At 73.9% G+C, this 24,280-nt stretch carries 21 protein-coding genes; 11 read left to right on the plus strand and 10 right to left on the minus strand.

The window, feature by feature from the left end:
• Position 1: 1 nt before the first annotated feature.
• Both Pdca_RS04645 and Pdca_RS04650 read right to left on the minus strand, forming a co-directional pair.
• On the minus strand, positions 2 to 484 hold the full coding sequence (locus tag Pdca_RS04645; RefSeq protein WP_085914771.1) for a cation:proton antiporter regulatory subunit: 483 nt from the start codon (positions 482 to 484) through the stop codon (positions 2 to 4).
• Positions 485 to 673: 189 nt separating this feature from the next.
• On the minus strand, positions 674 to 1,237 hold the full coding sequence (locus Pdca_RS04650) for a TetR/AcrR family transcriptional regulator (RefSeq protein WP_125911262.1): 564 nt from the start codon (positions 1,235 to 1,237) through the stop codon (positions 674 to 676).
• A gap of 114 nt (positions 1,238 to 1,351) precedes the next feature.
• Between Pdca_RS04650 and metG the strand changes: the two genes are divergently transcribed.
• The 4 genes from metG to rsmA all read left to right on the plus strand — a co-directional run bounded on the left by metG (position 1,352) and on the right by rsmA (position 6,060).
• Positions 1,352 to 3,142 carry a methionine--tRNA ligase gene (gene metG, locus Pdca_RS04655; protein ID WP_085914753.1) on the plus strand — a complete coding sequence of 597 codons (1,791 nt, stop codon included), beginning with the start codon at positions 1,352 to 1,354 and terminating at the stop codon, positions 3,140 to 3,142.
• Complete coding sequence (locus Pdca_RS04660) at positions 3,139 to 3,987, plus strand: TatD family hydrolase (RefSeq protein WP_085914752.1); 849 nt, start codon at positions 3,139 to 3,141, stop codon at positions 3,985 to 3,987. The genes metG and Pdca_RS04660 overlap by 4 nt, the downstream gene beginning before the upstream one ends.
• Before the next feature lie 286 nt (positions 3,988 to 4,273).
• A complete protein-coding gene (locus Pdca_RS37440) occupies positions 4,274 to 5,131 on the plus strand; it encodes a resuscitation-promoting factor (protein WP_269462837.1) in 858 nt (285 codons plus the stop codon).
• Between the two features lie 68 nt (positions 5,132 to 5,199).
• Positions 5,200 to 6,060 carry a 16S rRNA (adenine(1518)-N(6)/adenine(1519)-N(6))-dimethyltransferase RsmA gene (rsmA, locus tag Pdca_RS04670; RefSeq protein ID WP_218031429.1) on the plus strand — a complete coding sequence of 287 codons (861 nt, stop codon included), beginning with the start codon at positions 5,200 to 5,202 and terminating at the stop codon, positions 6,058 to 6,060.
• Positions 6,061 to 6,080: 20 nt separating this feature from the next.
• Here the strand turns inward: rsmA and Pdca_RS04675 are convergent, their stop codons facing one another.
• The 7 genes from Pdca_RS04675 to Pdca_RS04705 all read right to left on the minus strand — a co-directional run bounded on the left by Pdca_RS04675 (position 6,081) and on the right by Pdca_RS04705 (position 11,875).
• On the minus strand, positions 6,081 to 6,866 hold the full coding sequence (locus Pdca_RS04675) for an ABC transporter ATP-binding protein (RefSeq protein ID WP_125911263.1): 786 nt from the start codon (positions 6,864 to 6,866) through the stop codon (positions 6,081 to 6,083).
• Entirely contained in the window at positions 6,857 to 7,888 is a 1,032-nt protein-coding gene (locus Pdca_RS04680; protein WP_197719922.1) for a FecCD family ABC transporter permease, read from the minus strand. Before Pdca_RS04680 ends, Pdca_RS04675 begins: the two co-directional genes overlap by 10 nt.
• Positions 7,885 to 8,949: an ABC transporter substrate-binding protein gene (locus Pdca_RS36280; RefSeq protein ID WP_125911264.1), complete on the minus strand. Its 1,065-nt coding sequence runs from the start codon at positions 8,947 to 8,949 to the stop codon at positions 7,885 to 7,887. Before Pdca_RS36280 ends, Pdca_RS04680 begins: the two co-directional genes overlap by 4 nt.
• A 103-nt stretch (positions 8,950 to 9,052) precedes the next feature.
• Positions 9,053 to 9,823, minus strand: a complete 771-nt coding sequence (locus Pdca_RS04690) for a FadR/GntR family transcriptional regulator (protein ID WP_085914747.1) — start codon at positions 9,821 to 9,823, stop codon at positions 9,053 to 9,055.
• A complete protein-coding gene (locus Pdca_RS04695; RefSeq protein ID WP_085914746.1) occupies positions 9,820 to 10,956 on the minus strand; it encodes a 3-isopropylmalate dehydrogenase in 1,137 nt (378 codons plus the stop codon). The genes Pdca_RS04690 and Pdca_RS04695 overlap by 4 nt, the downstream gene beginning before the upstream one ends.
• Complete coding sequence (locus tag Pdca_RS04700; RefSeq protein ID WP_085914745.1) at positions 10,949 to 11,191, minus strand: hypothetical protein; 243 nt, start codon at positions 11,189 to 11,191, stop codon at positions 10,949 to 10,951. The genes Pdca_RS04695 and Pdca_RS04700 overlap by 8 nt, the downstream gene beginning before the upstream one ends.
• 15 nt (positions 11,192 to 11,206) lie before the next feature.
• Entirely contained in the window at positions 11,207 to 11,875 is a 669-nt protein-coding gene (locus Pdca_RS04705; protein WP_085914744.1) for a GntR family transcriptional regulator, read from the minus strand.
• A gap of 230 nt (positions 11,876 to 12,105) precedes the next feature.
• Here Pdca_RS04705 and Pdca_RS04710 point away from each other — a divergent pair, with 230 nt between their 5' ends.
• The 7 genes from Pdca_RS04710 to Pdca_RS04740 all read left to right on the plus strand — a co-directional run bounded on the left by Pdca_RS04710 (position 12,106) and on the right by Pdca_RS04740 (position 20,975).
• Positions 12,106 to 13,557, plus strand: coding sequence for an aldehyde dehydrogenase family protein (locus Pdca_RS04710; protein ID WP_085914743.1), 1,452 nt, complete (start codon positions 12,106 to 12,108; stop codon positions 13,555 to 13,557).
• Positions 13,554 to 14,360, plus strand: a complete 807-nt coding sequence (locus tag Pdca_RS04715) for an SDR family NAD(P)-dependent oxidoreductase (RefSeq protein WP_232021416.1) — start codon at positions 13,554 to 13,556, stop codon at positions 14,358 to 14,360. Before Pdca_RS04710 ends, Pdca_RS04715 begins: the two co-directional genes overlap by 4 nt.
• A 76-nt stretch (positions 14,361 to 14,436) precedes the next feature.
• Positions 14,437 to 15,924 carry a DHA2 family efflux MFS transporter permease subunit gene (locus tag Pdca_RS04720; RefSeq protein WP_085914742.1) on the plus strand — a complete coding sequence of 496 codons (1,488 nt, stop codon included), beginning with the start codon at positions 14,437 to 14,439 and terminating at the stop codon, positions 15,922 to 15,924.
• A gap of 62 nt (positions 15,925 to 15,986) precedes the next feature.
• On the plus strand, positions 15,987 to 16,964 hold the full coding sequence (locus Pdca_RS04725) for a 4-(cytidine 5'-diphospho)-2-C-methyl-D-erythritol kinase (RefSeq protein ID WP_085914741.1): 978 nt from the start codon (positions 15,987 to 15,989) through the stop codon (positions 16,962 to 16,964).
• A gap of 15 nt (positions 16,965 to 16,979) precedes the next feature.
• A complete protein-coding gene (locus Pdca_RS04730; RefSeq protein ID WP_085914740.1) occupies positions 16,980 to 18,815 on the plus strand; it encodes an ABC-F family ATP-binding cassette domain-containing protein in 1,836 nt (611 codons plus the stop codon).
• 367 nt (positions 18,816 to 19,182) lie between these two features.
• On the plus strand, positions 19,183 to 20,148 hold the full coding sequence (locus Pdca_RS04735) for an ATP-binding cassette domain-containing protein (RefSeq protein WP_085914739.1): 966 nt from the start codon (positions 19,183 to 19,185) through the stop codon (positions 20,146 to 20,148).
• Positions 20,145 to 20,975, plus strand: coding sequence for an ABC transporter permease (locus Pdca_RS04740; RefSeq protein ID WP_232021417.1), 831 nt, complete (start codon positions 20,145 to 20,147; stop codon positions 20,973 to 20,975). Before Pdca_RS04735 ends, Pdca_RS04740 begins: the two co-directional genes overlap by 4 nt.
• Here the strand turns inward: Pdca_RS04740 and Pdca_RS04745 are convergent.
• The gene (locus Pdca_RS04745; protein ID WP_085914738.1) at positions 20,950 to 24,273 is read right to left on the minus strand and encodes an AfsR/SARP family transcriptional regulator; all 3,324 of its coding nucleotides are present in this window, start codon (positions 24,271 to 24,273) and stop codon (positions 20,950 to 20,952) included. The two genes, Pdca_RS04740 and Pdca_RS04745, sit on opposite strands and share 26 nt — an antisense overlap.
• Between the last annotated feature and the right edge of the window lie 7 nt (positions 24,274 to 24,280).

Genomic DNA, 24,280 nt, shown 5'->3' on the forward strand with positions numbered 1-24,280 from the left:
CTCAGCCGCGGGCCAGTACGTCGGCGGCCTGCTCGAGCTTGTCCGCCTCCCCGACGGCGATCACGATGTCCCCGGCGACGAGCACGAAGTCCGGGGTGGGCGACGGACACACCTGTCCGGCCCGCATCACGGCCACCACCGACACCTGGGTGCGGGTGCGCAGCGCGGTGTCGCCGAGCGGCCGGCCGTCGTACGGGCTGTTCGTCCTGATCGGCAGTTTGCGGGTGGTGATGCCGGGCAGGTCGCGGTGCTCGTCGTTGAGCTGGTTCACCAGCTGCGGGGCGCCCAGCAGGTTCGCCAGTGCACCCGCCTCCTCGGTGCTGAGCGGGATCTCGGCGAGGCACGCGTCCGGATCGTCGGCCCGGGAGAGGATCAGTTCGATCCTGCCGTCGCGGTGCGCGATGACCCCGACCCGGCGCCCGCTGCGCAGCTCGATCTCCTTGCGCACCCCGATCCCGGGCAGCGGTGTCACGTCCACGTTCACGGTGCAACGGTACGCCGCGGCCCTGGTCCGGCGAAGGTCCGGCCGCTGCGCACCGGGGTAAGCGCGGATCAGGGCGGTGCTCCACCCGTCCTCGGGCTCGAGACGCTCGGCGTCGGGCTGCGGACCACCGCCGGCGCCCTGCACCTGAGCGGGGACGGCGGCTCCGCGCAGGCGTGAGCCCGGGCCGGGTCAGCGGGTCGCCAGGCAGGACTCGTAGAGCCGGATCCCGTGCTCGAGGGCCTGGCTGCGGGTCACCGGGCTCTCCGGGTCCTGCCAGGCCAGGATGACCTCGGTGAGCCCGCCGAGGCAGAAGTGCCCGGCCACCCGCAGGTCGTCGGGTTCGATCCGGCTCTCGGCGTTGCCGCTCACCATCAGCTCCGCGAAGCCCCGGTTGGCGCTGCGCCGCCGGGCGACCAGCGGCGGGCAGCCGATCGCGTCGACCAGGGCGATCACCCGTCGCGGGTCGGTGGCGATGTTGTCGAAGAACGCTTCGAGCGCCGCCCGCACCCGCGCCATCACGTTCGGTTCGGCCTGCTCGACCGCGCTGAGCGTGGCGGCCGCGCGCTCGTCGACGACCTGGTCGAACACCGCGCACGCCAGGTCGACACCGGAGCCGAACTCGTCGGTGCACCCGCCCGCCAGACCGGCCCGCTCGGCGGCGGACGCCAGGTCCACGGCCACCCAGCCGCCGTCCGCCCACTGCTGCAGAGCCGCGTCCAGCAGGGCGTCGCGGTCCCGCTCGGCAGCATCCATGACGTCCATCATGGCACCGGCCGGATGCGGCGGCCGGTGGATCACCCGGCCCGGGGATGCGGTGCGGACGTGCCGCCCGGCAACCCGGTGGTCACGGTGAATAGGCTGGGGAGCATGAGTAAAGCCGTGCTGACCGCCGTGGCGTGGCCCTACGCCAACGGCCCCCGGCACATCGGCCACGTCTCCGGCTTCGGTGTGCCCTCCGACGTCTTCGCCCGCTACCGGCGAATGGTGGGGGACCGGGTGCTGATGGTCTCCGGCACCGACGAGCACGGCACCCCGATCCAGGTGCAGGCCGACGCCGAGGGCCTGACCCCGCGGCAGCTGGCGGACAAGTACAACAAGGTCATCACCTCCGACCTGCAGGGTCTGGGGCTGTCCTACGACCTGTTCACCCGTACCACCACCTCGAACCACTACGAGGTCGTGCAGCAGATCTTCTCGTCGCTGTACCGCAACGGCTACATCGTGCCGAAGACGCAGCTGGCCGCGATCAGCCCGTCCACCGGCCGCACCCTGCCGGACCGCTACGTCGAGGGCACCTGCCCGATCTGCGGCTACGACGGCGCCCGCGGCGACCAGTGCGACAACTGCGGCAATCAGCTCGACCCGGCCGACCTGAAGAACCCCCGCTCGAAGATCAACGGTGAGACGCCGAAGTTCGTCGAGACCGAGCACTTCTTCCTGGATCTCCCCGCGTTCTCCGAGGCGCTGGGCTCCTGGCTGTCCACCCGCACCGACTGGCGGCCGAACGTGCTGCGGTTCTCCGCGAACCTGGCCAAGGACCTCAAGCCGCGGGCGATCACCCGGGATCTCGAGTGGGGCGTCCCGGTGCCGCTGGACGGCTGGTCGGACAATCCGATGAAGCGGATCTACGTCTGGTTCGACGCGGTGATCGGCTACCTGTCCGCGTCGGTGGAGTGGGCCCGGCGCAGCGGCGACCCGGACGCCTGGAAGCAGTGGTGGACCGACCCGGAGGCCCAGGCGTACTACTTCATGGGCAAGGACAACATCACCTTCCACTCGGTGATGTGGCCGGCGATCATGCTCGGGCACAACGGCCAGGGCGACCGCGGCGGCGAGCCCGGCGCCTTCGGCACGCTGAACCTGCCCAGCGAGGTCGTGTCCTCGGAGTACCTGACGATGAGCGGCTCGAAGTTCTCGACCAGCCGCGGCACCGTCATCTACGTCGGCGACTTCCTGCGCGAGTTCGGGCCGGACGCGCTGCGCTACCACATCTCGGTCGCCGGTCCGGAGAACCAGGACGTCGACTTCACCTGGGACGAGTTCGTCCGCCGGACCAACTTCGAGCTGGCCAACGAGTGGGGCAACCTGGTCAACCGGTCGATCTCGATGGCCCACAAGAACGTCGGCGCGATCCCGACGCCGGCGGCACCGGCCCCGGCCGATGCCGAACTGCTCGCCTACTCGCGGGCCGGGTTCGACACGGTCGGCGGGCTGCTCGCCCGGAACCGGTTCAAGCAGGCGGCCGGCGAGGCCATGCGCGTGGTCACCGCTGCGAACCGGTACCTCTCCGACCAGGAGCCGTGGAAGCGCAAGGACGAGCCGGAGCGCCGGGACACCATCCTGCACACCGCGCTGCAGGTCGTACAGGACGCGAACACGATGCTCACCCCGTTCCTGCCGCACTCCGCGCAGCAGGTGCACGAGGCGCTGGGCGGCAGCGGGGTGTGGGCGGCCCAGCCGGAGTGCCAGGAGGTCGAGGATCTCGGCGACGGGCCGTCGTACCCGGTCCTGACCGGCGACTACGCCGCCGAGCAGGCGCACTGGGGCTCCACCCCGATCGAGGTCGGGCGCCCGCTGGCCAAGCCGTCGCCGATCTTCACCAAGCTCGCGCCCGAGCTGGGGGAGACGGGCCCGGACTGGGCCCCGATCCAGCAGTGAGCGAGCAGGGGAGTCCGCCGCACGGCAGGCGACCCAGGCCGGACCCGCCGGAACCCCTCGCCGCGCCGACGATCGACAGCCACACCCATCTCGACGCCTGCGGCTGCGAGACCGACGCCGACGTCGTCGCCCTGATGGACCGGGCGGCGGCGGTCGGCGTGGTCGGCGCGGTGACGATCGCGGACGACCTGGCGGCCGCCAGGTTCGCGGTGCGCGCCGCGCACGCCGACCGGCGGGTGTGGGCGGCGGTCGCGCTGCACCCGACCCGGACCGCGTCGGTGCCGGCCGCCGATCTCGCCGAGATCGAGCGGCTGGCCGCCGACGATCGGGTGGTCGCGATCGGCGAGACCGGCCTGGACTACTACTGGGACCACTCGCCGCCGTCCGCCCAGCAGGACGCATTCCGCTGGCACATCGGGCTGGCCAAGCGCACCGGCAAGCCGCTGATGATCCACGACCGGGACGCGCACGACGACGTGCTGCGCATCCTGCGCGAGGAGGGGGCACCGGACACGGTGGTGTTCCACTGCTTCTCCGGTGACGCGGCGATGGCCCGCGAATGCGTGGACGCCGGTTACCTGCTGTCGTTCGCCGGTCCGGTCACCTTCAAGCGGAACGACGAGCTGCGGGCCGCCGCGGCACTCGTGCCCGACGAGCAGTACCTCGTCGAGACCGACGCGCCGTTCCTCACCCCGCATCCGCACCGCGGCCGGGCCAACGAATCCTACGTACTGCCCTGGACGGTCCGCGGGATGGCCGCGACGCGCGGGGAGACGGAAGCACGTGTCGCCGAGATGGCTCGATGCAACGCCGAGCGGGTCTTCCGGACGGGCGCAACCGAATAACGCCGTCCGCCGAGCCCGGCGGCGACCCGGTCGTCACTCACCGTCGATCACGAGCCGCTCGCCGCGGCAAGCGCGTCGGGTGCCCCCCGGTGGGTCACGGTCCGCTAACGTCCTGCCTCGTACCCACCGGGATGGGAATTCCCCCTGACCCGCGGGACGACGGCCGGTCCGCTCCCCAGCATCGGTTCCGCTCCCCGGCTCCGCGCCGGCCGTCGTCTCCGCTGGTCAGACCCCCTGCCCGGAGAGCCGAGTCCCCCGGGAAGTCATGTTCGAGCGCAACGTTGGTGTGTCCGGAGACGACGACGTCACGCGTCCGCTTCCCATTTCCGCACCGGCCGGTCTGGACGGTGCCGGGTACGAGGGCAGGCACCGTTCCTCCGGCCGTTCGAAGGCGGGTGTACGCACCGTCGCCGCGGCGGCGCTGTTCTCGCTGCCGACCGGTGGCCTCGCCGCGGCCGTGATGGCGCCGCAGGCCGAGTCCGAGACGCAGACGCTGCGCGCCGACCTGGCTGCCGGCGCGACCGATCTCGGCACCGCGACGATGGCGCTGGAGAACACCGCCTCCCCGGCGTCGTTCGCCCCGGTCGCCGCACCGGCGAGTGCATCGGACATCGTCGACGCACAGGTCGTCGAACTGCTGAAGCTCCCCGTCCCGGAGCAGGAGGTGGCGGACCCGACCCTCGAGGAGGGCACCCGCACCATCGTCGATCCGGGCGCCGAGGGTGAACGCAGCGTGATCTGGCGCGTCACCTACGACCAGGGCGACGAGGTCTCCCGTGAGCGGATCGGCGCCGGCCAGGACACCCCGGCGACCCCGCGGGTCGTGAAGGTCGGCACGAAGAAGAAGGTCGAGGAGCCGGCGCCGGAGAGCCCGTCGGCGCCCGCCGTGTCGAACGGTGGCTCCTGGGACAAGCTCGCCCAGTGCGAGTCCGGCGGCAACTGGTCGATCAACACCGGCAACGGCTACCACGGTGGCCTGCAGTTCAACAAGCAGACCTGGCAGGCCTACGGCGGCGGCAAGTATGCGCCCACCGCCGACAAGGCGAGCCGCGAGCAGCAGATCGACATCGCCGAGAACGTGCGCGACGACCGCGGCGGCTACGGGGCATGGCCCGCCTGCTCGCGCAAGCTCGGCCTGCGCTGATCCCCGGCTCGTCCGCCCCGCGGGCGCCCCGCGACAATGGGGCCGTGAGCGACAACGGGACCGCCCGGATGCTGGGCCCCGCCGACGTCCGGGTGCTGGCCGACCGGCTCGGCCTGCGCCCCACCAAGAAGCTCGGCCAGAACTTCGTGCACGACGGCAACACCGTCCGGCGGATCGTGAAGGTCGCCGGCGTCGGCCCCGACGACGTGGTGCTGGAGGTCGGCCCCGGACTCGGGTCGCTCACCCTGGCGCTGCTCCCCGCCGTCGCCCGGGTGCACGCGGTCGAGATCGACCCGGTGCTGGCCGGGGTGCTCACCGAGACCGTCGCCGAGCGGGCGCCCGGTCTCGCGGACCGGCTCACCGTCACCGCAGCGGACGCCCTGCGGATCACCGCCGCGGAGCTGGCCGCCGCCGCGGGACCCGGCGCCGCCGCCCCGACCGCGATCGTCGCGAACCTGCCGTACAACGTCGCCGTCCCGGTCCTGCTGCACCTGCTCGCCGAGCTGCCCGGTATCGAGCGCGGGCTGGTCATGGTGCAGGCCGAGGTCGCCGACCGGCTCGCCGCCCGTCCGGGCTCCAGGGAGTACGGCGCGCCCAGCGCGAAGCTCGCCTGGTACGCCGACGCCCGCCGGGCCGGGCCGGTGCCGCGCGCGGTGTTCTGGCCGGTCCCCGGCGTCGACTCGGGACTGCTCGGGTTCGTCCGGCAGGATCCGCCGGCCGGCGCCGACCGGCGGATGACGTTCGCGGTGATCGAGGCCGCGTTCGCCCAGCGGCGCAAGGCATTGCGCGGGGCGCTCGCCGGCTGGGCCGGGTCACCGGCCGCCGCCGAGGCGGCGCTGCGGGCCGCCGGGATCGATCCCGTCACCCGGGCCGAGCGGCTCTCGGTGGCCGACTTCGCGGCCGTCGCTGCGGCTCACCACCCCGGCTGAGCCGCGCGCGGGCGGGCAGCTCAGAGCAGGGGTACGCAGCCCCGGACGGTGGAACCGTCCGGGCCGGTGCCGGTGAGCACCCGGACCGGGCCGCCGTAGACCCGGGTCAGTTCGGACTCGGTCAGCACCTCGGCCGGTGTGCCGGTCCGCAACACGCCGTCGCGGTCGAGCAGCGCGGCGGTGTCCGCGACGGCGAAGGCGTGCTCGGGGGCGTGCGAGATCATCACGACGGCCGGGCCGCCGGCCGCCAGGTCGCGGACCGTCCGCAGCAGCATGGCCTGGTTGCCCAGGTCGAGATCCGAGGCGGGTTCGTCGAGCAGGAGCAGCCGCGGCTGCTGGGCCAGCGCCCGGGCCACCAGCACCAGCTGGCGCTCCCCGCCGCTGGTCACGGTGTAGGGGCGGTGCGCGAGGTGGCCGATCCCGAGCCGTTCGAGGCACCGGGCGGCGATCTCCCGGTCGGCCCGCCCGGGTGAGCGGGCCACACCCAGGTGCGGCGTGCGACCCATCAGCACGACCTCCGCCACGGTGAACGGGAACGGGGCGGCCGCGGCCTGCGGCACGTGCGCCACGGTGCGGGCGAGCGCGCGCCGCCTCCACTCACCGACGTCCCGGCCGGCGATCCGCACCCGTCCGGCGCGCAGCTGCAGTGATCCGAGCACGGCGCGCAGCAGCGTCGACTTGCCGACCCCGTTCGGCCCGAGCAGGCACAGCACCTCGGACTCGGCGACCCGCAGCGAGACGTCGGTGAACAGGTCGGTGTCCCGATACCCGCAGCACACCCGGTCGAGGTCCAGCACTACCGCCATGCCCGCCCCCGCCGGGCGAGCAGCACCAGGAAGAACGGCGCGCCGATCAACGCGGTGAGGATGCCGATCGGCACCTCGGCGGGCAGCAGGACGCGCACCACGTTGTCCACGACCAGCAGGAACAACGCGCCCAGCAGTGCGGCGACCGGCAGTGCGCGACGCAGATCCGGCCCGACGAGCAGCCGGGCGGCGTGCGGGACGACGAGCCCGACCCAGCCGATCACACCGGCCGCGGACACCGCGGCAGCGGTCATCAGCGTCGCCCCGACGATCACCAGTCCGGTCACCAGCCGGGTGTCCACCCCGAGGGTCGCGGCGTCGTCGTCACCGGTGGAGAGCACCGTCAGCTGCCACCGCAGCACGACCAGCGGAAGCAGGCCCAGTGCGACCGGAGCCAGGATCGGCAACAGGTTGCCGCGCAGCGTCACCGAGTCCAGGCCGCCGAGCAGCCAGAACGTGATCTGGGGGAGCGCATCGTCGGGGTCGGCCAGGTACTTCGCCAGCGAGATCAGTGCCGAGCACAGGCTGGAGACGACGATGCCGGTCAGCACGAGTGTCAGGGTGCTGTCGGCGCCCCGCCCGACGGCCCGGCCGACGGTGTAGGTCGCCGCGACCGCGGCCAGCCCGCAGGCGAACGCGGCGACCTGCACGGCGGGGGCGCTCCACGCCAGCAGGATGCCGGTCGCGGCGCCCACCCCCGCTCCGCCGGAGGCGCCCAGCAGGTCCGGCGACACCATCGGGTTGCGGAACAGTGCCTGGTACGCGGTTCCGGCTGCGGCGAGCGCCGCGCCGACCACGACGGCGGCCACGATCCGGGGCATCCGGATCAGCCAGATCGTCGTGTCGTCGATCTCCGCCGCACCGGAGGCGGGCCCGCCCAGATGCTCGACCAGGACCCGGGCCACCAGACCCGGCGGGTAGCCGGTCACCCCCAGCACGAACGACACGATCACCGTTCCGGTGAGCAGGACCGCCAGAACGGCGATCGTCCGCCCGCCCCGCACCGCCGGTGGTGCGCTCACTCCGGATCTTGGGCGGCGAGCATCCGCCGCGCCTGCGCGTCGTCCAGCGGGTGATCCAGGAACTGCTGGTAGAACGACCGGGTCTCGGCGACCATGTCGATGTCGCCGAACCGGTCCGGGTGCAGGACCGTGGCCGCCCAGCGCAGCTGGAGTGCGGACTCGACGCCGTAGCGGGCCCAGTGCCATCCGCCGGCCGGGTTGACCACGACCCGGTCTCCCGCCACCGCGGGCAGCCTGCTCCAGAACGGGTCGGCGCGCAGCTTGTCCACGGTCTGGGCACCGGTGTCGCGGGCGACGAACGCGCTCTTCGCGAGAATCACCACGTCCGGATTCCAGGCCGCGACCTGTTCGGTCGAGACCGGGGTGACGTTGCCCTGCACCTGGGCGGCGTTGCGACCACCCGCCGCGGTGATCCACTCGTCGATGATGCTGCCGGTGCCGTCCACGACGAGCGGATCGAGCGAATAGACGTGCAGCACGCTCGGGCGGGCCTGCTCGGGAAGATCCCGTGTACGGCCGGTGACCTGCGCGAGCGTCCGGTCGAGATAGTCGTTGTAGGCCACGGCCCTGGCGGGTGCGTCACCGCCGAGCACCTCGGCGGTCGTGCTGACCATCTGCTTGAGGTCCGGGTAGTTCTGGAAGCCCAGCTGCACGGTCGGGATGCCGAGCTCGTCGGTCTTCGCCGCGATCTGCGTTCCCCGGTCGGTGAACAGCACGTCCGGACGGGTCTGCAGCAGCTCCTCGGTGGACACCGTGGAGTTGGTGAACACCGTCGGCACCCGGTCGAGCGAGGGCTGGATCTCGTAGAGCCAGGGTGCCGCGGACCGGGTGAGCACGGTGGCGACGATCCGGTCACCCGCGCCGAGCATGCGCACGACCTCGGTGTGCGCCGGCCAGGCGTCGGCGATCCGGTCCACCGTGGCGGGCAGGGCCACCGCCGCCCCGGTCGCATCGATCACCGTGCGCGGTGGTGCCGCCGGGGCGGCCCCCTGCGCGCAGCCCGCCGACAACGCCATCACCAGCACGGCGGCGAGTACCGCCCGGAGCCGTGTTCCCGCCATCCCGACCTCCACCCGGCCTTGCGCATCGCAACCGGCACAGTAGATCACGTAGTCCGCAGTTGCGGTCGTGAGAGCCGGGACGATCCGAATCATCGGAGAAGGCTCAGGGTTGCTCCGGCAGTCTGCCGCCCACCTCCCGCACCAGGTCGGCCATGATCTCCCGATCGTCGTCGCCGACGTGCTCGGCGTAGTAGGCGTAGAGGGTCTCCCGAGCCAGCCGGGACGCCAGCAGCCCGTCCCGGTCGGCGATCGCGTCGAACACCGCGCGGTGGTGGCGCACCGACCGCAGCATCAGGGTGTGCCGGTCGTCGGCGTCGATGATCGTGCGCTGGATCATCCCGAGCACCGCCTCCCGGGTCACGTCGCCGTAGAGCTGCACCAGCCGGTTCCCGGCGGCCCCGGCGATGATCTCGTGGAACTCCAGGTCGGCGAGTCCGAACTCGACGTAGCCGGCGCCGATGGCGGTGCGCATCCGGGCCGTGTTGCGTTCCAGGGCGACCAGGTCGGCCGGGGTGCGCCTGCGGGCGGCGAGCAGGTTCGCCGAGGCGTCGGCGACCATCCGGAACTGTACCAGCTCGGCCAGCCCGAAGCCGGCGGTGCTGGTGAAGGTGGCGATCGAGCGGCGGGCCGGGCCGGGGGAGGGGGCCAGTACGAGCGGTCCGCGCGGGTCGCGGGGCTGCGACCGGATCAGCCCGGCGTGCTCGAGCACCCGCAGCGCCTCGCGGACCGAGGTCCGGGCGATCGCGAACCGCTCGCCGAGCTCGCGCTCGCTGGGCAGCCGGTCGCCGGGGGTGATCTCGCCCCCGGCGATCGCCCGCTCGACGTGGTCGACCACCCGCTGGAACACCCGGTGGTCGGCGTCCCCGGTCGTCACGCCGGTGCGGTCCGGCGCGGCGCGAGACCGGCGAACGCCGCGACGAACGACGTCGCCGGATCACCGATCGGCGCGGCGCTGCCGACCCGCTCGGCGATCCGGGCCCCGATCGTCGCGGTGTCGGCGCCCATCGCCGGTCCGGCGAGGGCGGGCAGCTCCGCGAGCACGGACGCGGTCGCCGCCTCCAGGGCCAGTGCGGCCTCCGCCTCGCCGAGCCCGGCCAGGCACATCGCGGCCGACAGCGCCGCCGCGGCCGGGTTCGCCCCGCCGGTCCCGGCGATGTCGGGCGCCGAGCCGTGCACCGGCTCGAACATGCTGGGCCCGTCGCCGTGCGGGTTGTGGTTGGCGCTGGCGGCCAGCCCGAGACCGCCCTGCACGGTGGCGCCGAGGTCGCTGATGATGTCGCCGAACAGGTTGTCGGTGACCACCACGTCGAAGCGGCCGGGATCCAGTGGCAGGTGCTGGCACATGGCGTCGGCGTGCACGTAGTCGTGCTCGACATCGGGGAAGTCCGCGGCGACCTGCTCCACCACGTCGGACCACAGCCGCCCTGCGTGCACCAGGACGTTCGTCTTGTGGCACAGCGTGAGCCGGCCCCGGCGGGCGGCGGCCAGCCGGAACGCGAACTGCACCGCGTCGTGGGTGGCGGCGGTGGTGGTCACCGAGTGCTGCAGGGCGATGGCGTGCGGCGTCCCGGCGTGCGAGGTGGAACCGCCGCCGCTGTAGAGGCCCTCGGTGTTCTCCCGGACGATCACCAGGTCGCAGTTGTCCGGGGTGACGCCGGTGACCGGGCTGGTCACGCCGGGGTACAGCCGGACCGGTCGCAGGTTCACCGACTGGCGCAGCGCGACCCGCAGCGCGATCACCAGGCCCTGCTCCAGCACGCCGGGCGGGACCCGCGGATCGCCGACGGCGCCGAGCAGGATCGCGTCGTGCCCGCGCAGCGCGGCGACGGCGTCGTCGTCCAGCACGGTGCCGGTACGCAGGTAGCGCTCGGCGCCGAGATCGTGCCGGGTGGTGCGGATCGCGAAGCCGAAGCGGCCGGCCGCGGCCAGCACACCGGCCAGGGCGGCGTCGGTGACGTCCGGGCCGATCCCGTCCCCGCCGACGACGGCCAGGTCGTACTCACGCATGGGTGGTTCCTTCCGAGGAGGAGCGGTGCGACCGGGCGCCGGGGCCCGGCAGCCGGCCGATGATCCCGGTGCGGCCGGGCACCGCGAGTCGGTGCGTGCCCGGCACGCCGGTTACCTGCGCCGGGTCCTCGGGCACGGTCGACGACCTGCGGCGGCCGGTCGGGCCGGAGTCGTCGATCACGACCGTGTCGGTGAAGGTCCCACCGATGTCGGACGCGACGTAGCAGGTGCTCATCCGGTCACTCCCTCGTCATCGCCGGGCGTGCGCCGCATCGCCGCGCAGCTGCTCGATGGTCGTCTCGATGTGGGCTCTGGCCAGTCGTTCCGCCGCGGCTTCGTCGCCGGCCTCGACGGCGCCGACGATCGCGGTGTGCTCGGTGACCGCCCGCCGGGCACCGGCCGGGTCGATCAGCGCCACCGGGGTGAACACCTGTGCGGTCATCCGCAGCAGCGGTGCGCGGTCGAGCAGGAACTCGTTCCCCGACAGGTGCAGCAGGTGCTCGTGGAAGTCCACGTTGGCCGCGGTGTAGGTGCGGGCCTCCCACGGGTCGAGTGCGGCGCGCTGGGCCGCCAGGATCGCCCGCAGCTCGCGGATCCGCCCCGCCCCGGGGCGGGCCCGGGCGGCGAGGCGTGCGGCCAGCCCGTCGACGACCGCGCGCAGCTCGTAGGCCTGCAGCAGGGTGTCGCGGTCGCCGGAGACCACCCGGGCGCCGTTTCGCGGATCGACCCGGAGCAACCCGTCCTGTTCGAGCTGCCGGATCGCCTCGCGCAGCGGGGTGCGGCTCACCCCGAGCTCGCCGGCGAGCCCCTCCTGGCGCAGGCGTTCGCCGGGCGCGAGGCGCCCGGCGTAGATCCGCTCGCGCAGCACCGACGCGACCTCCTCGACCAGGCCGGACGCGGCCGGGCGGGGCTCGGTCATCGACGACCTCCGTCGGTGGGGCGGTGAATCCGGATCCGGTGGATGCATCAGTGGATACAGGATCGAGATTGACCCGCCGCGACGACGCATGTCAAGAGTCATGGGCTTTCACCTGCATCAACGCGGCTTGACGCGCAGCGGCCGGGGTATGCATGCTGCGCTGAAGCCGGAGCTGGTCTGACCAGATCCCGCGCCGTTCCCGACATCGCGGTCCCGAGGAGTGCCCGTCCATGACCTTCGTGCTGCCCGAGCTCCCGCCAGGCCTGCCGATCGGAGCCGGTCACCGGACCGACACCGGGTCCGCCCCGGTGGTGTTCCCCTACGACGGCTCCGAGGTCGCCGGGGCCCCGGTCGGGCGGATCGAGCACGCGACGGCCGCGCTGGACGCCGGTGCCGCCGCCGTCCGCCCTGCCGCCCGGCTCGCGGCGGGAACCCGCCGGGCCGTGCTGCTCGACGTGCACCGCGAGCTGGCCGGGCACCGCGACGCGTTCGTCGAGCTGCTGATCGCCGAGACCGGCAGGACCCGCGCCGACTGCACGGTCGAGGTCGACCGCACCCTGTTCACCTGGGAGGCGGCCGCCGAGGAGATCGGCCACCTGCACGGCGAGACGGTCCCGCTGGACCTGCAGCCCTCCGGCGAGGGTCTGGTCGGCTTCTGGGTGCGCAAGCCGATCGGGCTCGTCGTCGGGATCGCCGGGTTCAACGCCCCGTTCCTGCTCGCCTCGCACAAGATCGCGCCGGCGCTCGCCGCGGGCTGCCCGGTGATCTGCAAGCCGGCCCCGGCCACCCCGCTGGCCACGCTGTGGCTGGCCGACGTCGTCCGCCGGGCACTCGTCGCGCACGGTGCCCCCGCCGAGCTCGTGCAGGTCGTCACCGGCGACGCCGAGGTCGGGCGGACCCTGGTCACCGATCCCCGGGTCGCCGCGGTGTCGTTCACCGGCTCCGCGGCCGTCGGGCACGCCATCGCCCGTGCCGCCGCGCCCCGCAAGACCCTGCTCGAGCTGGGCTCGAACACCGCGCTGGTGGTCGCCGCGGACGCCGACCTCGATCGGGCCGCCGACGCCGTGCTGCGTGGCGGCTTCTACTTCAACGGCCAGGCCTGCATCGCGGTGCAGCGGGTACTCGTCTGCGAGCCGGTCCGCGAGGAGTTCGTCGCCCGATTGACGGCGCGGATGGGGGAGCTGACCGTGGGCGACCCGCGGGAGCCCTCCACCCGCGTCGCCCCGCTGATCGACGCGGCCGCCACCGAGCGGGTGCTCTCCTGGATCGACCGGGCACGACAGGCCGGTGCGACCGTGCCGCACGGCGGCCGGGTGATCGACCGGACCGTCGAGCCGACCCTGCTGCTCGACGTCCCTGAGTCCGCGGACGCGTGGTGCGAGGAGATCTTCGGCCCGGTCGTCGCGATCCGCTCGGTGCCCGACCTGCCCGCCGCGTTCGAGGCGGTCAACCGGTCCCGCTACGGCCTGCACGCCGCCGTGTTCACCCGCTCGCTGGCCACCGCCTTCACCGCGTTGGACGAGCTGGAGGTGGGTGGCGTGGTGGTCAACGAGGTGCCCGGTTTCCGCTCCGACGTCATGCCCTACGGGGGCGTGAAGGACTCCGGCATCGGCCGGGAGGGCCCCCGCTTCGCGATCGAGGAACTGACCGTCACCCGGATGGCCGTGATCCGGCCGGAATGAGCGAGACGACCGACATGACCGACATGACCGACATGACCGACAACCCGTACTCCGGCCTGTTCCGCCTCGACGGCCGGCGGGCCGTGCTGATCGGTGCCGGTGGGATCGGCCACGAGCTCGCGCTCGGGCTGGCCGCGCACGGTGCGCAGGTGATCTGCGCCGATCGCGACGCCGACGTCGCACGGGCCGCCGCCGCGGCGACCGGCGGGGAGCCGCTGGTGCTCGACGTCACCGATCCGGCCGCCGTCGAGCGGGCCGCCCGCGACGCCGGCCCGGTCGACGTGCTCGTGCACACCGCCGCGACCAACGTCCGCAAGCGGATCCTCGACTACTCGCTCGACGAGTTCGACCGGGTCGTCGGCCTCAACCTGCGCGCGACCTTCTCGGTGGTGCAGGCGTTCGGCCGCGGGATGGTCGAGCGCGGCACCGGCAGCATGATCCTCTTCTCGTCCATCCGCGGTTCCGTGGTCGAGCCGGGGCAGTCCGTCTACGCGGCGACCAAGGCGGGCACCGAGCAGCTGGTGAAGACGGCGGCCGTGGAGTTCGGCGAGGCCGGGGTGCGGGTCAACGCGATCGCGCCGGGCGTCGTCGAGACGCCGCTGACCGCCCAGATCCGCAACGACGACGCCTGGTACACCGCCTACGCCACCAAGGGGGCGCTCGGCCGGTGGGCCAGGCCGTCCGAGCTGACCGGTGCGGTGGTCTACCTCGCCTCGGAGGCGGCCGCCTTCGTCACCGGCTCGACCCTGTTCGTCGACGGTGGCTGGACCGCGGTGGACGGGCGCTTCACCCCACCGGCCTGAGCGACGCTCCGGGAGGCCGGCGCGGAAGCGGGAGCCCGTCGCGGCGGGCCGGGCCCGTGGGTCGCATGATGGTCGGGTGACGAGGGCACGCGAGGCGGTCGTGAGCGCGGACGGGACGAGTCCGTGGCCGGCGCTCTGGGCGCTCGTCATCGGCTTCTTCATGATTCTCGTCGACGCGACAATCGTCACCGTCGCGACGCCGGCGCTGCTGGTCGCGTTCGGCACCGACGTCAACACCGTGGTCTGGGTGACGAGCGCCTACCTGCTCGCCTACGCCGTGCCGTTGCTGGTCACCGGCCGGCTCGGTGACCGGTTCGGGCCCAAGAACGTCTACCTGGCCGGGCTCGCCGTGTTCACCGTGGCGTCGCTGTGGTGCGGCCTGACCGGGACCATCGGCGAGCTGATCGTCGCCCGCGTCGCGCAGGGGCTCGGCGCGGCGATGATGACCCCGCAGACGATGGCCGTGATCACCCGGACCTTCCCGGCGGCCCAGCGCGGGCGGGCGATGAGCCTGTGGGGCGCGGTGGCCGGGGTCGCGACACTCACCGGGCCGGTACTCGGCGGGGTGCTGGTCGGCGCGCTCGGCTGGGAGTGGATCTTCTTCGTGAACGTGCCGCTCGGCGTCGTCGCGTTCGCCGCCGTCTGGTACCTGGTGCCGTCGCTGGAGACCTCGAAGCGGCGGTTCGACCTGGTCGGCGTGGTGCTGTCGGCGACCGGGGTGTTCCTGCTGGTCTTCGGCATCCAGGAGGGTCAGCGGTACGACTGGGGGCCGATCGTCGGCCCGATCCCGGTGTGGATGCTGATCGTCGCCGGCGCGGTGGTGCTGGTCGTCTTCGTGTGGTGGCAGTCCCGCACCCGCTCCGAGCCGCTGGTCGCGTTGCAGCTGTTCCGCGACCGCAACTTCTCGCTCGCCAACATCGCGATCTGCACGGTCGGCTTCGCGATCACCGCGCAGGGCTTCCCGCTGATGATCTACGCCCAGAACGTCCGCGGGTTCTCGCCGACCGAGGCGGCGCTGCTGCTGGTGCCGCTCGCGGTCCTCTCCGGGGCGCTGGCCCCGTGGACGGGGCGGCTCACCGACCGGATCCATCCGCGGCTGATCGGCGGCTTCGGCATGGCGACGTTCGCGATCGGGCTGTTCTGGCTGGCCGCGGTGATGAGCCCGGACACGCCGGTCTGGCAGCTGCTGCTGCCGATCTCACTGCTCGGCATCTCGAACTCCTGCGTGTGGGCGCCGATCTCGACCAGTGCGACCCGGAACCTGCCGATGGAGCAGGCCGGATCGGGGTCCGGTGTCTACAACACCACCCGGCAGCTGGGTGCGGTACTGGGCAGCGCGGGCATCGCGGTGCTGATGGAGGCCCGGATCACCGCACTGGTGCCGGGGGCGGCGGCCACCCCGGACTCCGCCTTCGCGGCCGGCGCACTGCCCGACGAGCTGCGCGAACCCTTCGCGACGGCGATGGCGCAGTCGGTGCTGCTGCCCGCCGCGGTGCTGGTGGTCGGGTTCGTGGCCGTCGCCTGCTTCGCCCTGCCGCAGCACATGCGCAGCCGCGGCCGGTGAGCCGGGCCACCCGTCCGCCCGGGTGGCGGCACGCCGCGCGGCGCTGCCCGTAGGGTTGAGCGGTGCTGTCCGCCGTGCCGCGACCGGTCACCGTCCGGGTACCCGCGAAGATCAACCTGCATCTCGCCGTGGGCGGGGTGCGGCCGGACGGATTCCATGACCTGGTCACCGTGTTCCACGCGGTGAGCCTGTTCGACGAGGTGTCGGTCGAGCCGGCCGAGGAGCCCACGCTCGATGTGCACGGCGACGGCGTCGCCGAAGTGCCGCTGGACGCCACCAACCTGGCCTGGCGTGCGGTCGAGCTGCTGGCCGAGCGGGCCGGCCGTGCACCGGACGTCCGGGTCACCCTGCGCAAGGGCATCCCGGTCGCCGGCGGGATGGCGGGTGGCTCCGCCGATGCCGCGGGCGCGCTGGTCGCACTGTCCGCGCTGTGGCGGATGGAGCTGGGCCGCGAGGAGCTGTCCGGGCTCGCCGCCGAGCTCGGCTCGGACGTCACGTTCGGCCTGCACGGCGGCACCGCGCTCGGCACCGGCCGCGGTGAGCAGGTCATCCCGGTGCTCGCCCGGCACCGGCTGCACTGGGTGATCGCACTGGCCCGCGGCGGGCTGTCCACCCCGGCGGTGTTCGGGGAGCTGGACCGGCTGCGCGGTGGCGCCGAGCCGCCCGAGCGCCCGGTCGAACCGGTGCTGGAGGCACTGGCCGGCGGGGATCCCCGCCAGCTCGCCCTGAACCTGGGCAACGACCTGCAGGCCGCCGCCGTCTCGATGGCGCCGGACCTGCGCCGCACGCTGCGCGCCGGGGTGAACGCCGGGGCGATCGCCGGGCTGGTCTCCGGATCGGGGCCGACCTGCGCGTTCCTCTGCGCGGACTCCGACGCCGCCGTCGAGGTGGCCACCGAGCTGGCCGGGATGGGCGTGTGCCGCACCGTCCGCGTCGCGCACGGACCGGTCGGCGGCGCGCGGGTGATCGACGAACACGAGCCGCCGCCGGGACGTGGCGGTCCGACCGGATCCGGCAGCTGGCCGCCGGCACGTGCCTGAGGGCCGGAGGAACTGATGCCCGAGAACCTGCTCAACCTGGAGAACGTCACCGCGCACGTGCCCGGTGACGCCTCGCGGGTGCTGCTCGACGCCGTCTCGCTGGGGGTGGAACGCGGCGAGCGGATCGGCGTCGTCGGCCTCAACGGCGGCGGCAAGACCACCCTGCTCGACGTGATCACCGGGGAACGCCCCACCGAGGGCGGCCGGGTCAGCAGGCTCGGCGGCCTGCGGATGGCGCACCTCGCCCAGCGGGACCGGTTCCCGGCCGGGTCGACCGTGCGCGACATCGTGCTGCAGCACTACGGCGCCGATCACGAGTGGGCGTCCGATCCGCGGGTGCGGGACGTGCTGGACGGACTCGGGATCACGCCGCGGAGCGGAGCGGGAGCGTCCGTCGACACCGCACTGGAGCGGCCCACCGACGGGCTCTCCGGTGGGGAGAAGCGGCGGGTCGCGCTGGCCGCGGCACTCGTCGGCGAGCTCGACCTGGTGGTGCTCGACGAGCCCACCAACCATCTCGACGTCGAGGGCATCGGCTGGCTGGCGAACCACCTGATCGCCCGCCGGATCGCACTCGTCGTCGTCACGCACGACCGCTGGTTCCTCGACACCGTCTGCACCCGCACCTGGGAGGTCGCGAACGGGCAGGTCGAGTCGTATCTCGGCGGCTACGCCGACTGGGTCTACGCCCGGGCCGAGCGCACCCGGCAGGCCGACGCCGCCGAGCAGCGCCGCCGCAACCTCGCCCGCAAGGAACTGGCCTGGCTGCGGCGTGGCCCGCCCGCCCGCACCTCGAAGCCGCGGTACCGGATCGAGGCCGCCGAGGCGCTGATCGCGGACGTCCCGGCCGCGCGCAACACCGTCGAGCTGATGCAGTTCGCCACCAACCGGCTCGGCCGCACCGTGCTGGAGCTGGAGGACGCCACGGTCGAGATCGCCGGGCGGACCCTGCTGGACCGGGTGACCTGGCGGCTCGGCCCGGGCGACCGGGTCGGCATCGTCGGGATCAACGGATCCGGGAAGACGACGCTGCTGCGCGCGCTGACCGGTGAGCGGGAGCTGGACTCCGGCCGCCGGGTGCAGGGCAGCACGGTGAAGCTGGCGCAGCTGACCCAGGAGCTGATCGACCTGCCCGCCGAGATGCGGGTGCTGGAGGCGACCGAGGCCGTCGCCAAGTACGTGCGGCTCGGGAAGCAGGAGATGACGGCGTCGCAGGTGCTGGAACAGCTCGGGTTCCCCGCGGCCCGGCAGTGGACACCGGTCGGACGGCTCTCCGGCGGCGAGCGTCGCCGGTTGCAGCTGACCCGGCTGCTGATGGACGAGCCGAACGTGCTGCTGCTCGACGAACCGACGAACGATCTCGACGTCGACACCCTCGCCGGGCTGGAGGACCTGCTCGACGGCTGGCCGGGGACGCTGGTCGTCGTCAGCCACGACAGGTACCTCACCGAGCGGGTCTGCGACCAGGTGCTGGCGCTGTTCGGCGACGGGAACCTGACCCACCTGCCCGGTGGGATCGGCGATTACCTGCAGCGCCGGGCGGCCGCGGGCCGCGGCCCGGCCGGGCAGGCCTCCGCCGCACCGGCATCCGCGTCGGCCCCGGCCCGGGCCGGGGACGCCCCGAAGGTGGACGCCGCCGCGCAGCGGACCGCCCGCAAGGACGCGCAGCGTCTCGAACGGCGGATGGAACAGCTCACGAAGCGTGAGGAGCGGCTGCACGGCCAGCTGGCCGAGGCGGCCACCGACCCGGACCGGCTGATGGAGCTGGACCGGGAGCTCAAGGCGGTCGTCGCCGAGCGGGAGACGGTCGAGATCGAGTGGCTGGCGGCCGCCGAGCGCGCCGAAGGATAGGGCGTTCCTCCTACCTCGGTAGGAGGAGCCGGGGGTTGGAGATCAGTACTTCGACCGATACGGACGCCTTCTCCAGCGGATACCGTCGAACACGTCACGGCGGGCTGGGGAGCGTCGCCGTGACGGGGGGAGCGGTTCGGTTCCGCCGCCGCCGTCGGGGGGTGGCGGTGGGACCGGGCCGATCGCCGGTGTGAGGTCGCCGCCGGCAGCGATCCGATCCTGTCCGGCCCTGTCAGGGCCGTGTCGGAGCAGTGTCAGAGCCGCGTCCGGGCCGTGCCAGGGCAGCGCCAGAAAAGTGCCAGGTGTATCGGAGCCCGTGTCAGGGCCGTGCCAGCCCGGTGCCAGCGCCCGGGCGCACCCTGGACCCATGAATGCTCTTCCGCCCGCCATCGAGGTCGACGGGCTGGTCCGCACCTTCGGCGACGTCCGCGCCGTCGACGGCATCTCCTTCACCGCACATCCCGGTCAGGTACTCGGTCTGCTCGGCCCGAACGGCTCCGGCAAGACCACCACCGTCCGGATGCTCGCCACGCTGCTGCCACCGACGGCGGGGCGGGCCGCCGTACTCGGGCACGACGTCGTCGCCGATCCCGCCGGTGTGCGCCGCCGGATTGGTCTCACCGGGCAGTACGCCGCGGTCGACGAGGCGCTCACCGGCCGCGACAACCTGGTGCTCATCGCCCGGCTGCTGGATCTCCCCGGCCGGGCCGCGCGGGCCCGTGCCGACGAGCTGATCGAGCGGTTCGGGCTCACCGAGGCCGCCGGGCGCCGGGTCCGCACCTACTCCGGCGGCATGCGCCGCCGGCTCGACCTCGCCGCCAGCCTGGTCGGGGACCCGGAGGTGCTGTTCCTCGACGAGCCGACCACCGGGCTCGACCCGCGGCACCGCAACGAGGTGTGGGAGGCCGTCCGCCGGCTGGCCGACGAGGGCGTCACCGTCCTGCTCACCACCCAGTACCTGGAGGAGGCCGATCAGCTCGCCCACGATCTGGTCGTCCTCGACCGGGGCCGGGTGATCGCCGCCGGGACGGCGGCCGAGCTGAAGTCGCAGACCGGCGGCCAGCTCCTGCACGTGCGTCCGGTCCGCCAGGGCGACGCCCGGCAGGTCGCCGCGGTCGTCGCGGCCGAGACCGGCGCCGAGCCCTCGATCGCGCCCTCCGGCGAGGTCAGCGTCGCCGCCGCCGACCCGGGCGCGCTGGGCCGCACCGACATCCGGCTGACCGAGGCGGGGATCGCGGTCGCCGAGATCGGCCTGCGGCTGCCCAGCCTCGACGACGTCTTCCTCAGCCTCACCGGCCACCAGACCGGCACCACCGACGGAGAATCCGCGTGACCGCCACCCTGACCGAGCACCCGCCGACGCCCGGCCCGACGGCGCCGGCTGCCGCCCGCCGCAGCTGGGTGCCCGCCCCGCTGCGGCACAGCGCCGCGCTCGCCCGCCGCGGGCTGATCAAGACGATCCACTCGCCGGAGGCGCTGCTGGACGTGACACTGCAGCCGATCATCTTCCTGCTGCTGTTCGTCTACGTGTTCGGTGGTGCGATCGCCGGCAGCAGCGACGACTACCTGCAGTACGCGCTGCCCGGGGTACTGCTGCAGACCGTCGTGTTCGCCTCGGCCGGAACCGGTGTCGGCCTGGCGGAGGACCTCAAGACCGGGATCTTCGACCGGTTCCGCAGCCTGCCGATCTCCCGGGCGGCGCCGCTGGTCGGCGCGGTCGGCGCCGACCTGGTCCGCTACATCACCTCCGGCGTGATCATGCTGGCCTTCGGTTTCGCGCTCGGCTACCGGACCTCGGCCGGTCCGCTCGCGGTGCTGGGTGCGTTCGGCCTGGTGGTGCTGTTCGCCTTCGCGATGTGCTGGATCTTCACCGCACTCGGGGTGGTGTCCCGCGAGCCGCGTTCGGTGCAGGGCATCAGCGCGATGATCATGCTGCCGCTGACGTTCGCCAGCTCGGTGTTCGTCCCGGTCGAGACCATGCCGGACTGGCTGCGTCCGTTCGCCGAGGTGAACCCGGTCAGCCGGTGTGCCGACGCGGTCCGGGCCCTGCTGGCCGGTGAGCCCGCCGCGGCGGCGACCACCGCTTCGCTGGTGACGTCGGCGATCGTCGTTGCGATCTTCGCGCCGCTGGCGGTCACCCTGTACCGGCGGCGGACCTGACGTCGTGAGATCGCAGCGGCCGGGGAGCGACGTCGCGGGCGGCGACCCGGCCGCGGGCGATCGCGGTGTCCGCGCCACCCCGGCCGAGCGCGGCGACGACGGCGTCGCGGGTCGCGATCACGTCCGGGTCGCCGAGATGCAGGGTTCCCCGCCGGGCGATCGCGATACCGAGCAGCTCACCGGCCCGTTCCGGGTCGCCGACGGCGACCGCCCAGCGGGCCGATCCCTCGGCGGCCATGCCGAGCACCGGGCCGTCGTTGCTCTCCAGGGCGGTGTCCGCGGCGGTGTCGAGGAACTCCCGGGCGGCGTCGATCCGGCCGAGGTCGAGCTCGGCGGCGGCCGCGAAGAGATGCTGCAGGGTCACCCGCTGGAGCCGGCCCGCCTCGGGCCCGCTGACGGTCCAGGACTCGTCGAGGAGGGTCCGGGCACGGGCCGGCCTGCCGAGCCGTCGCTCGACGTCGGCGCGGCCCCAGTCGATCCAGGACATGGTGCGCTGGCGGGGGTGTTCACGCAGGTGCCTCTCGGTGAGCTCCAGCTGTTCGCGGGCCGCGGACTCGTCGCCGCGGCGGGCCGCGAGACCGGCCAGCTGCATGCGGAAGTGCGGGAGGTCGTCGAGATTGCCCAGCTCCGCGGTCAGCGCGATCGACTCGGTCCAGGCGGCGCAGGCGGCCTCCCCGTTGCCGGCGAGATCCTCCAGCTCGCCGAGCGACGCGACGGCCAGCCCGAGTCCGTATCGGTCACCGACCGCGCGGAACAGCGGGTGCGCGACCCGCAGGTAGGCGCGCTGCTCGTCGATGTCGCCCTCGTTCTCGGCGTGCACCGCCGCCAGGAGCGCGGCCGCGCCGCGCAGCCAGGGGGCCTCATCCCCGGTGACCAGGGCGCCCAGCTCGGAGCGGTCACCCGAGCTGAATGCCCGCGCGGCCGGTCCGGCGAGGACGACGGCCGGGTGCCGTGGGTGCGGCAGGCCGGGGAGCGCGGCCTCCACGGCGTCGATCTCGGCGGGCGCACCCTCGACGGCGACGTAGCCGGCGAGCAGGAGTGCCCGGATCGCCCGGTTCGTGGTCGCCGCCGGCTCCCCCTCCGGCGGGTCGAGCCGGGCAACCAGGTCGGACCAGTGGAGCAGCGCGATGTTCTCGCCGCGGATCACCCAGCTCCAGGACACCGCCGCCAGCAGCCGGTGTGCGTGCGCGGGCCGGGGATCGGTGACCGCCCGGTCGAGGGCCCGGAACGCTTCGCCCTCCACCCGGCGCAGTACCGCCAGCCGGTCGAGCTGGCTGCGGGTGCGCAGCACCGGCTCGCCGGGTTCGAGCACCGCCAGCAGCCAGTCGGCGTGCGCCCGCACCACCGGTCCGGACTCTCCGGACTCGGCCAGCCGGGCCGCCGCATACTCCCGGATCGTCTCCAGCATCCGGTAGCGAGTGGGCCCGCCATCGGGATCCTGCGTCGCGACGACCAGGGACTTCTCGACCAGCGAGTCCAGCAGGCCGAGCGGGTCGCCGTCGAGATCGCCGGCACCGCACACGACCTCCACGGCATTCGCCTCGACCGGCCCGGCGAACACGCCGAACCGCCCGGCCAGGACGCGTTCGGGCCCGCCGAGCAGGTCCCAGCTCCAGTCGACGACCGCGCGCAGCGTCTGGTGCCTGGGCAGCGCCGTGCGGCTGCCGGAGACCAGCAGCCGGAACCGGTCGGCCAGGCGGTCGGCGATCTCGCGGGCGCTCAGCGTCCGGGCGCGGGCCGCGGCCAGCTCGATCGGCAGCGGCTGCCCGTCGAGCCTGCGACAGATCTCGGTGACGGTCGCGGGATCCGCGGTGAACCCGGGGGCGACCGCCGCCGCGCGGTCGGTGAACAGCCGGGCGGCCTGCGCGTCGTCGAGCGCGCCGAGCGGGTGCAGCAGCTCGCCGGGCACCCCCAGCGGCTCCCGGCTGGTGGCGAGCACCGTCAGGCCCGGCACCGTGCCCAGCAGGTCGTCCACGAGCCCGGCGACGGAGTCGATCAGGTGCTCGCAGTTGTCCAGCACCAGCAGCAGCTCACGGCGGGCCAGCGTGCTGCGCAACCGGGTCAGGGTGTCCGGCCCGGTGCGGTCGCCGAGGGCGAGATCGGGGCCGCCGACGGCGTGCAGCACGGTCGCCGCGAGCTGCTCGGCCCCGGCGAGCGGCGCCAGCTCGGCCACCTCCACCGGGCGGTCGAGATCGCGCACGACCTCGCTGACGACCCGGGTCTTCCCGGCCCCGCCCGGTCCGGTGACGGTGATCAGGCGGGCACTCGGGAGCAGCGAACGGAGCCGGGCGAGATCGTCGTCCCGGCCGACGAACGAGGTCAGCGCGGGTGCCCGGTGGCGCGGGGTCACCGCCGGTTCGGCCCTGGTGACCACCGTTCCGGCCCTGGTCATCGCCGTTTCGGCACTGTGAGCTGCCGTCCCGGCACCGGGCACTGCTGTCCCGGCACCGGGCACTGCCGTCCCGCCGTCGGCTACCGCGGTCCCGTCGGCGGCTACCGCGGTCCCGCCGTTGGTCACCGCGGTCCCGGCCCGGGCCGCCGGCGCCCGACCGGCGCCCGGGCCGTTGCCGGAGGGGGCGTCGTGCAGCAGCTCGGTCCGGGCGGCCCGCAGCTCCGGGCCCGGGTCGACACCGAGCTCCTCGGCCAGCGCGGAGCGGGTGCGATCCAGCACGGCGAGTGCGTCGGCCCGGTGCCCGGTCGCGTGCAGCACCCTGGCCAGCGCGACGGCGGAGGACTCCCGCAGCGGCTGCTCGGTCAGTACGTCGGACAGCACACCGCTGACCGCCCCGGGCCCGGGTACTCCGTCGTCGATCGTGCGGCGGGCCAGCTCCTCGGCCACCGCGGCACGGGCCTCGGCCAGCCGGGCCGCCGCCGGTCCGGCGAACGGGACCTCCCGCAGGTCGGCCAGCGCCGGGCCGGACCACAGACCGAGCGCCCGTTCCAGGAGGTCACGGGCCCGGGCACGATCCGGTTCGGCTCCGGCGTCGCGCCGCAGCGCCGCGAACCGCAACGCGTCGACCGCGCCGGTGCCGACGTCGAGCCGGTAGCCACCCGGTACCGAACGGACCCGGTCGGCGCCCAGGGATCGCCGCAGCCGGGACACCAGCGACTGCAGCGCGTTCGCCGTCGACGGCGGGGCCGGGCCCCACAGGGCGTCGACCAGGGTGCCGGCGTCGACCGGATGGCCGGCGTCCAGCGCCAGGCGGGCCAGCAGCCCGCGCAGCCGCGGACCGGCAGGCAGCAGCTCCGTACCGGACCCGTCGAGCGCGGACACGGTGCCGAGCAGCCGGATTTCCATCGAGGCT

Origin of the sequence: Pseudonocardia autotrophica (assembly GCF_003945385.1) — a bacterium.
GTDB lineage: Bacteria > Actinomycetota > Actinomycetes > Mycobacteriales > Pseudonocardiaceae > Pseudonocardia > Pseudonocardia autotrophica.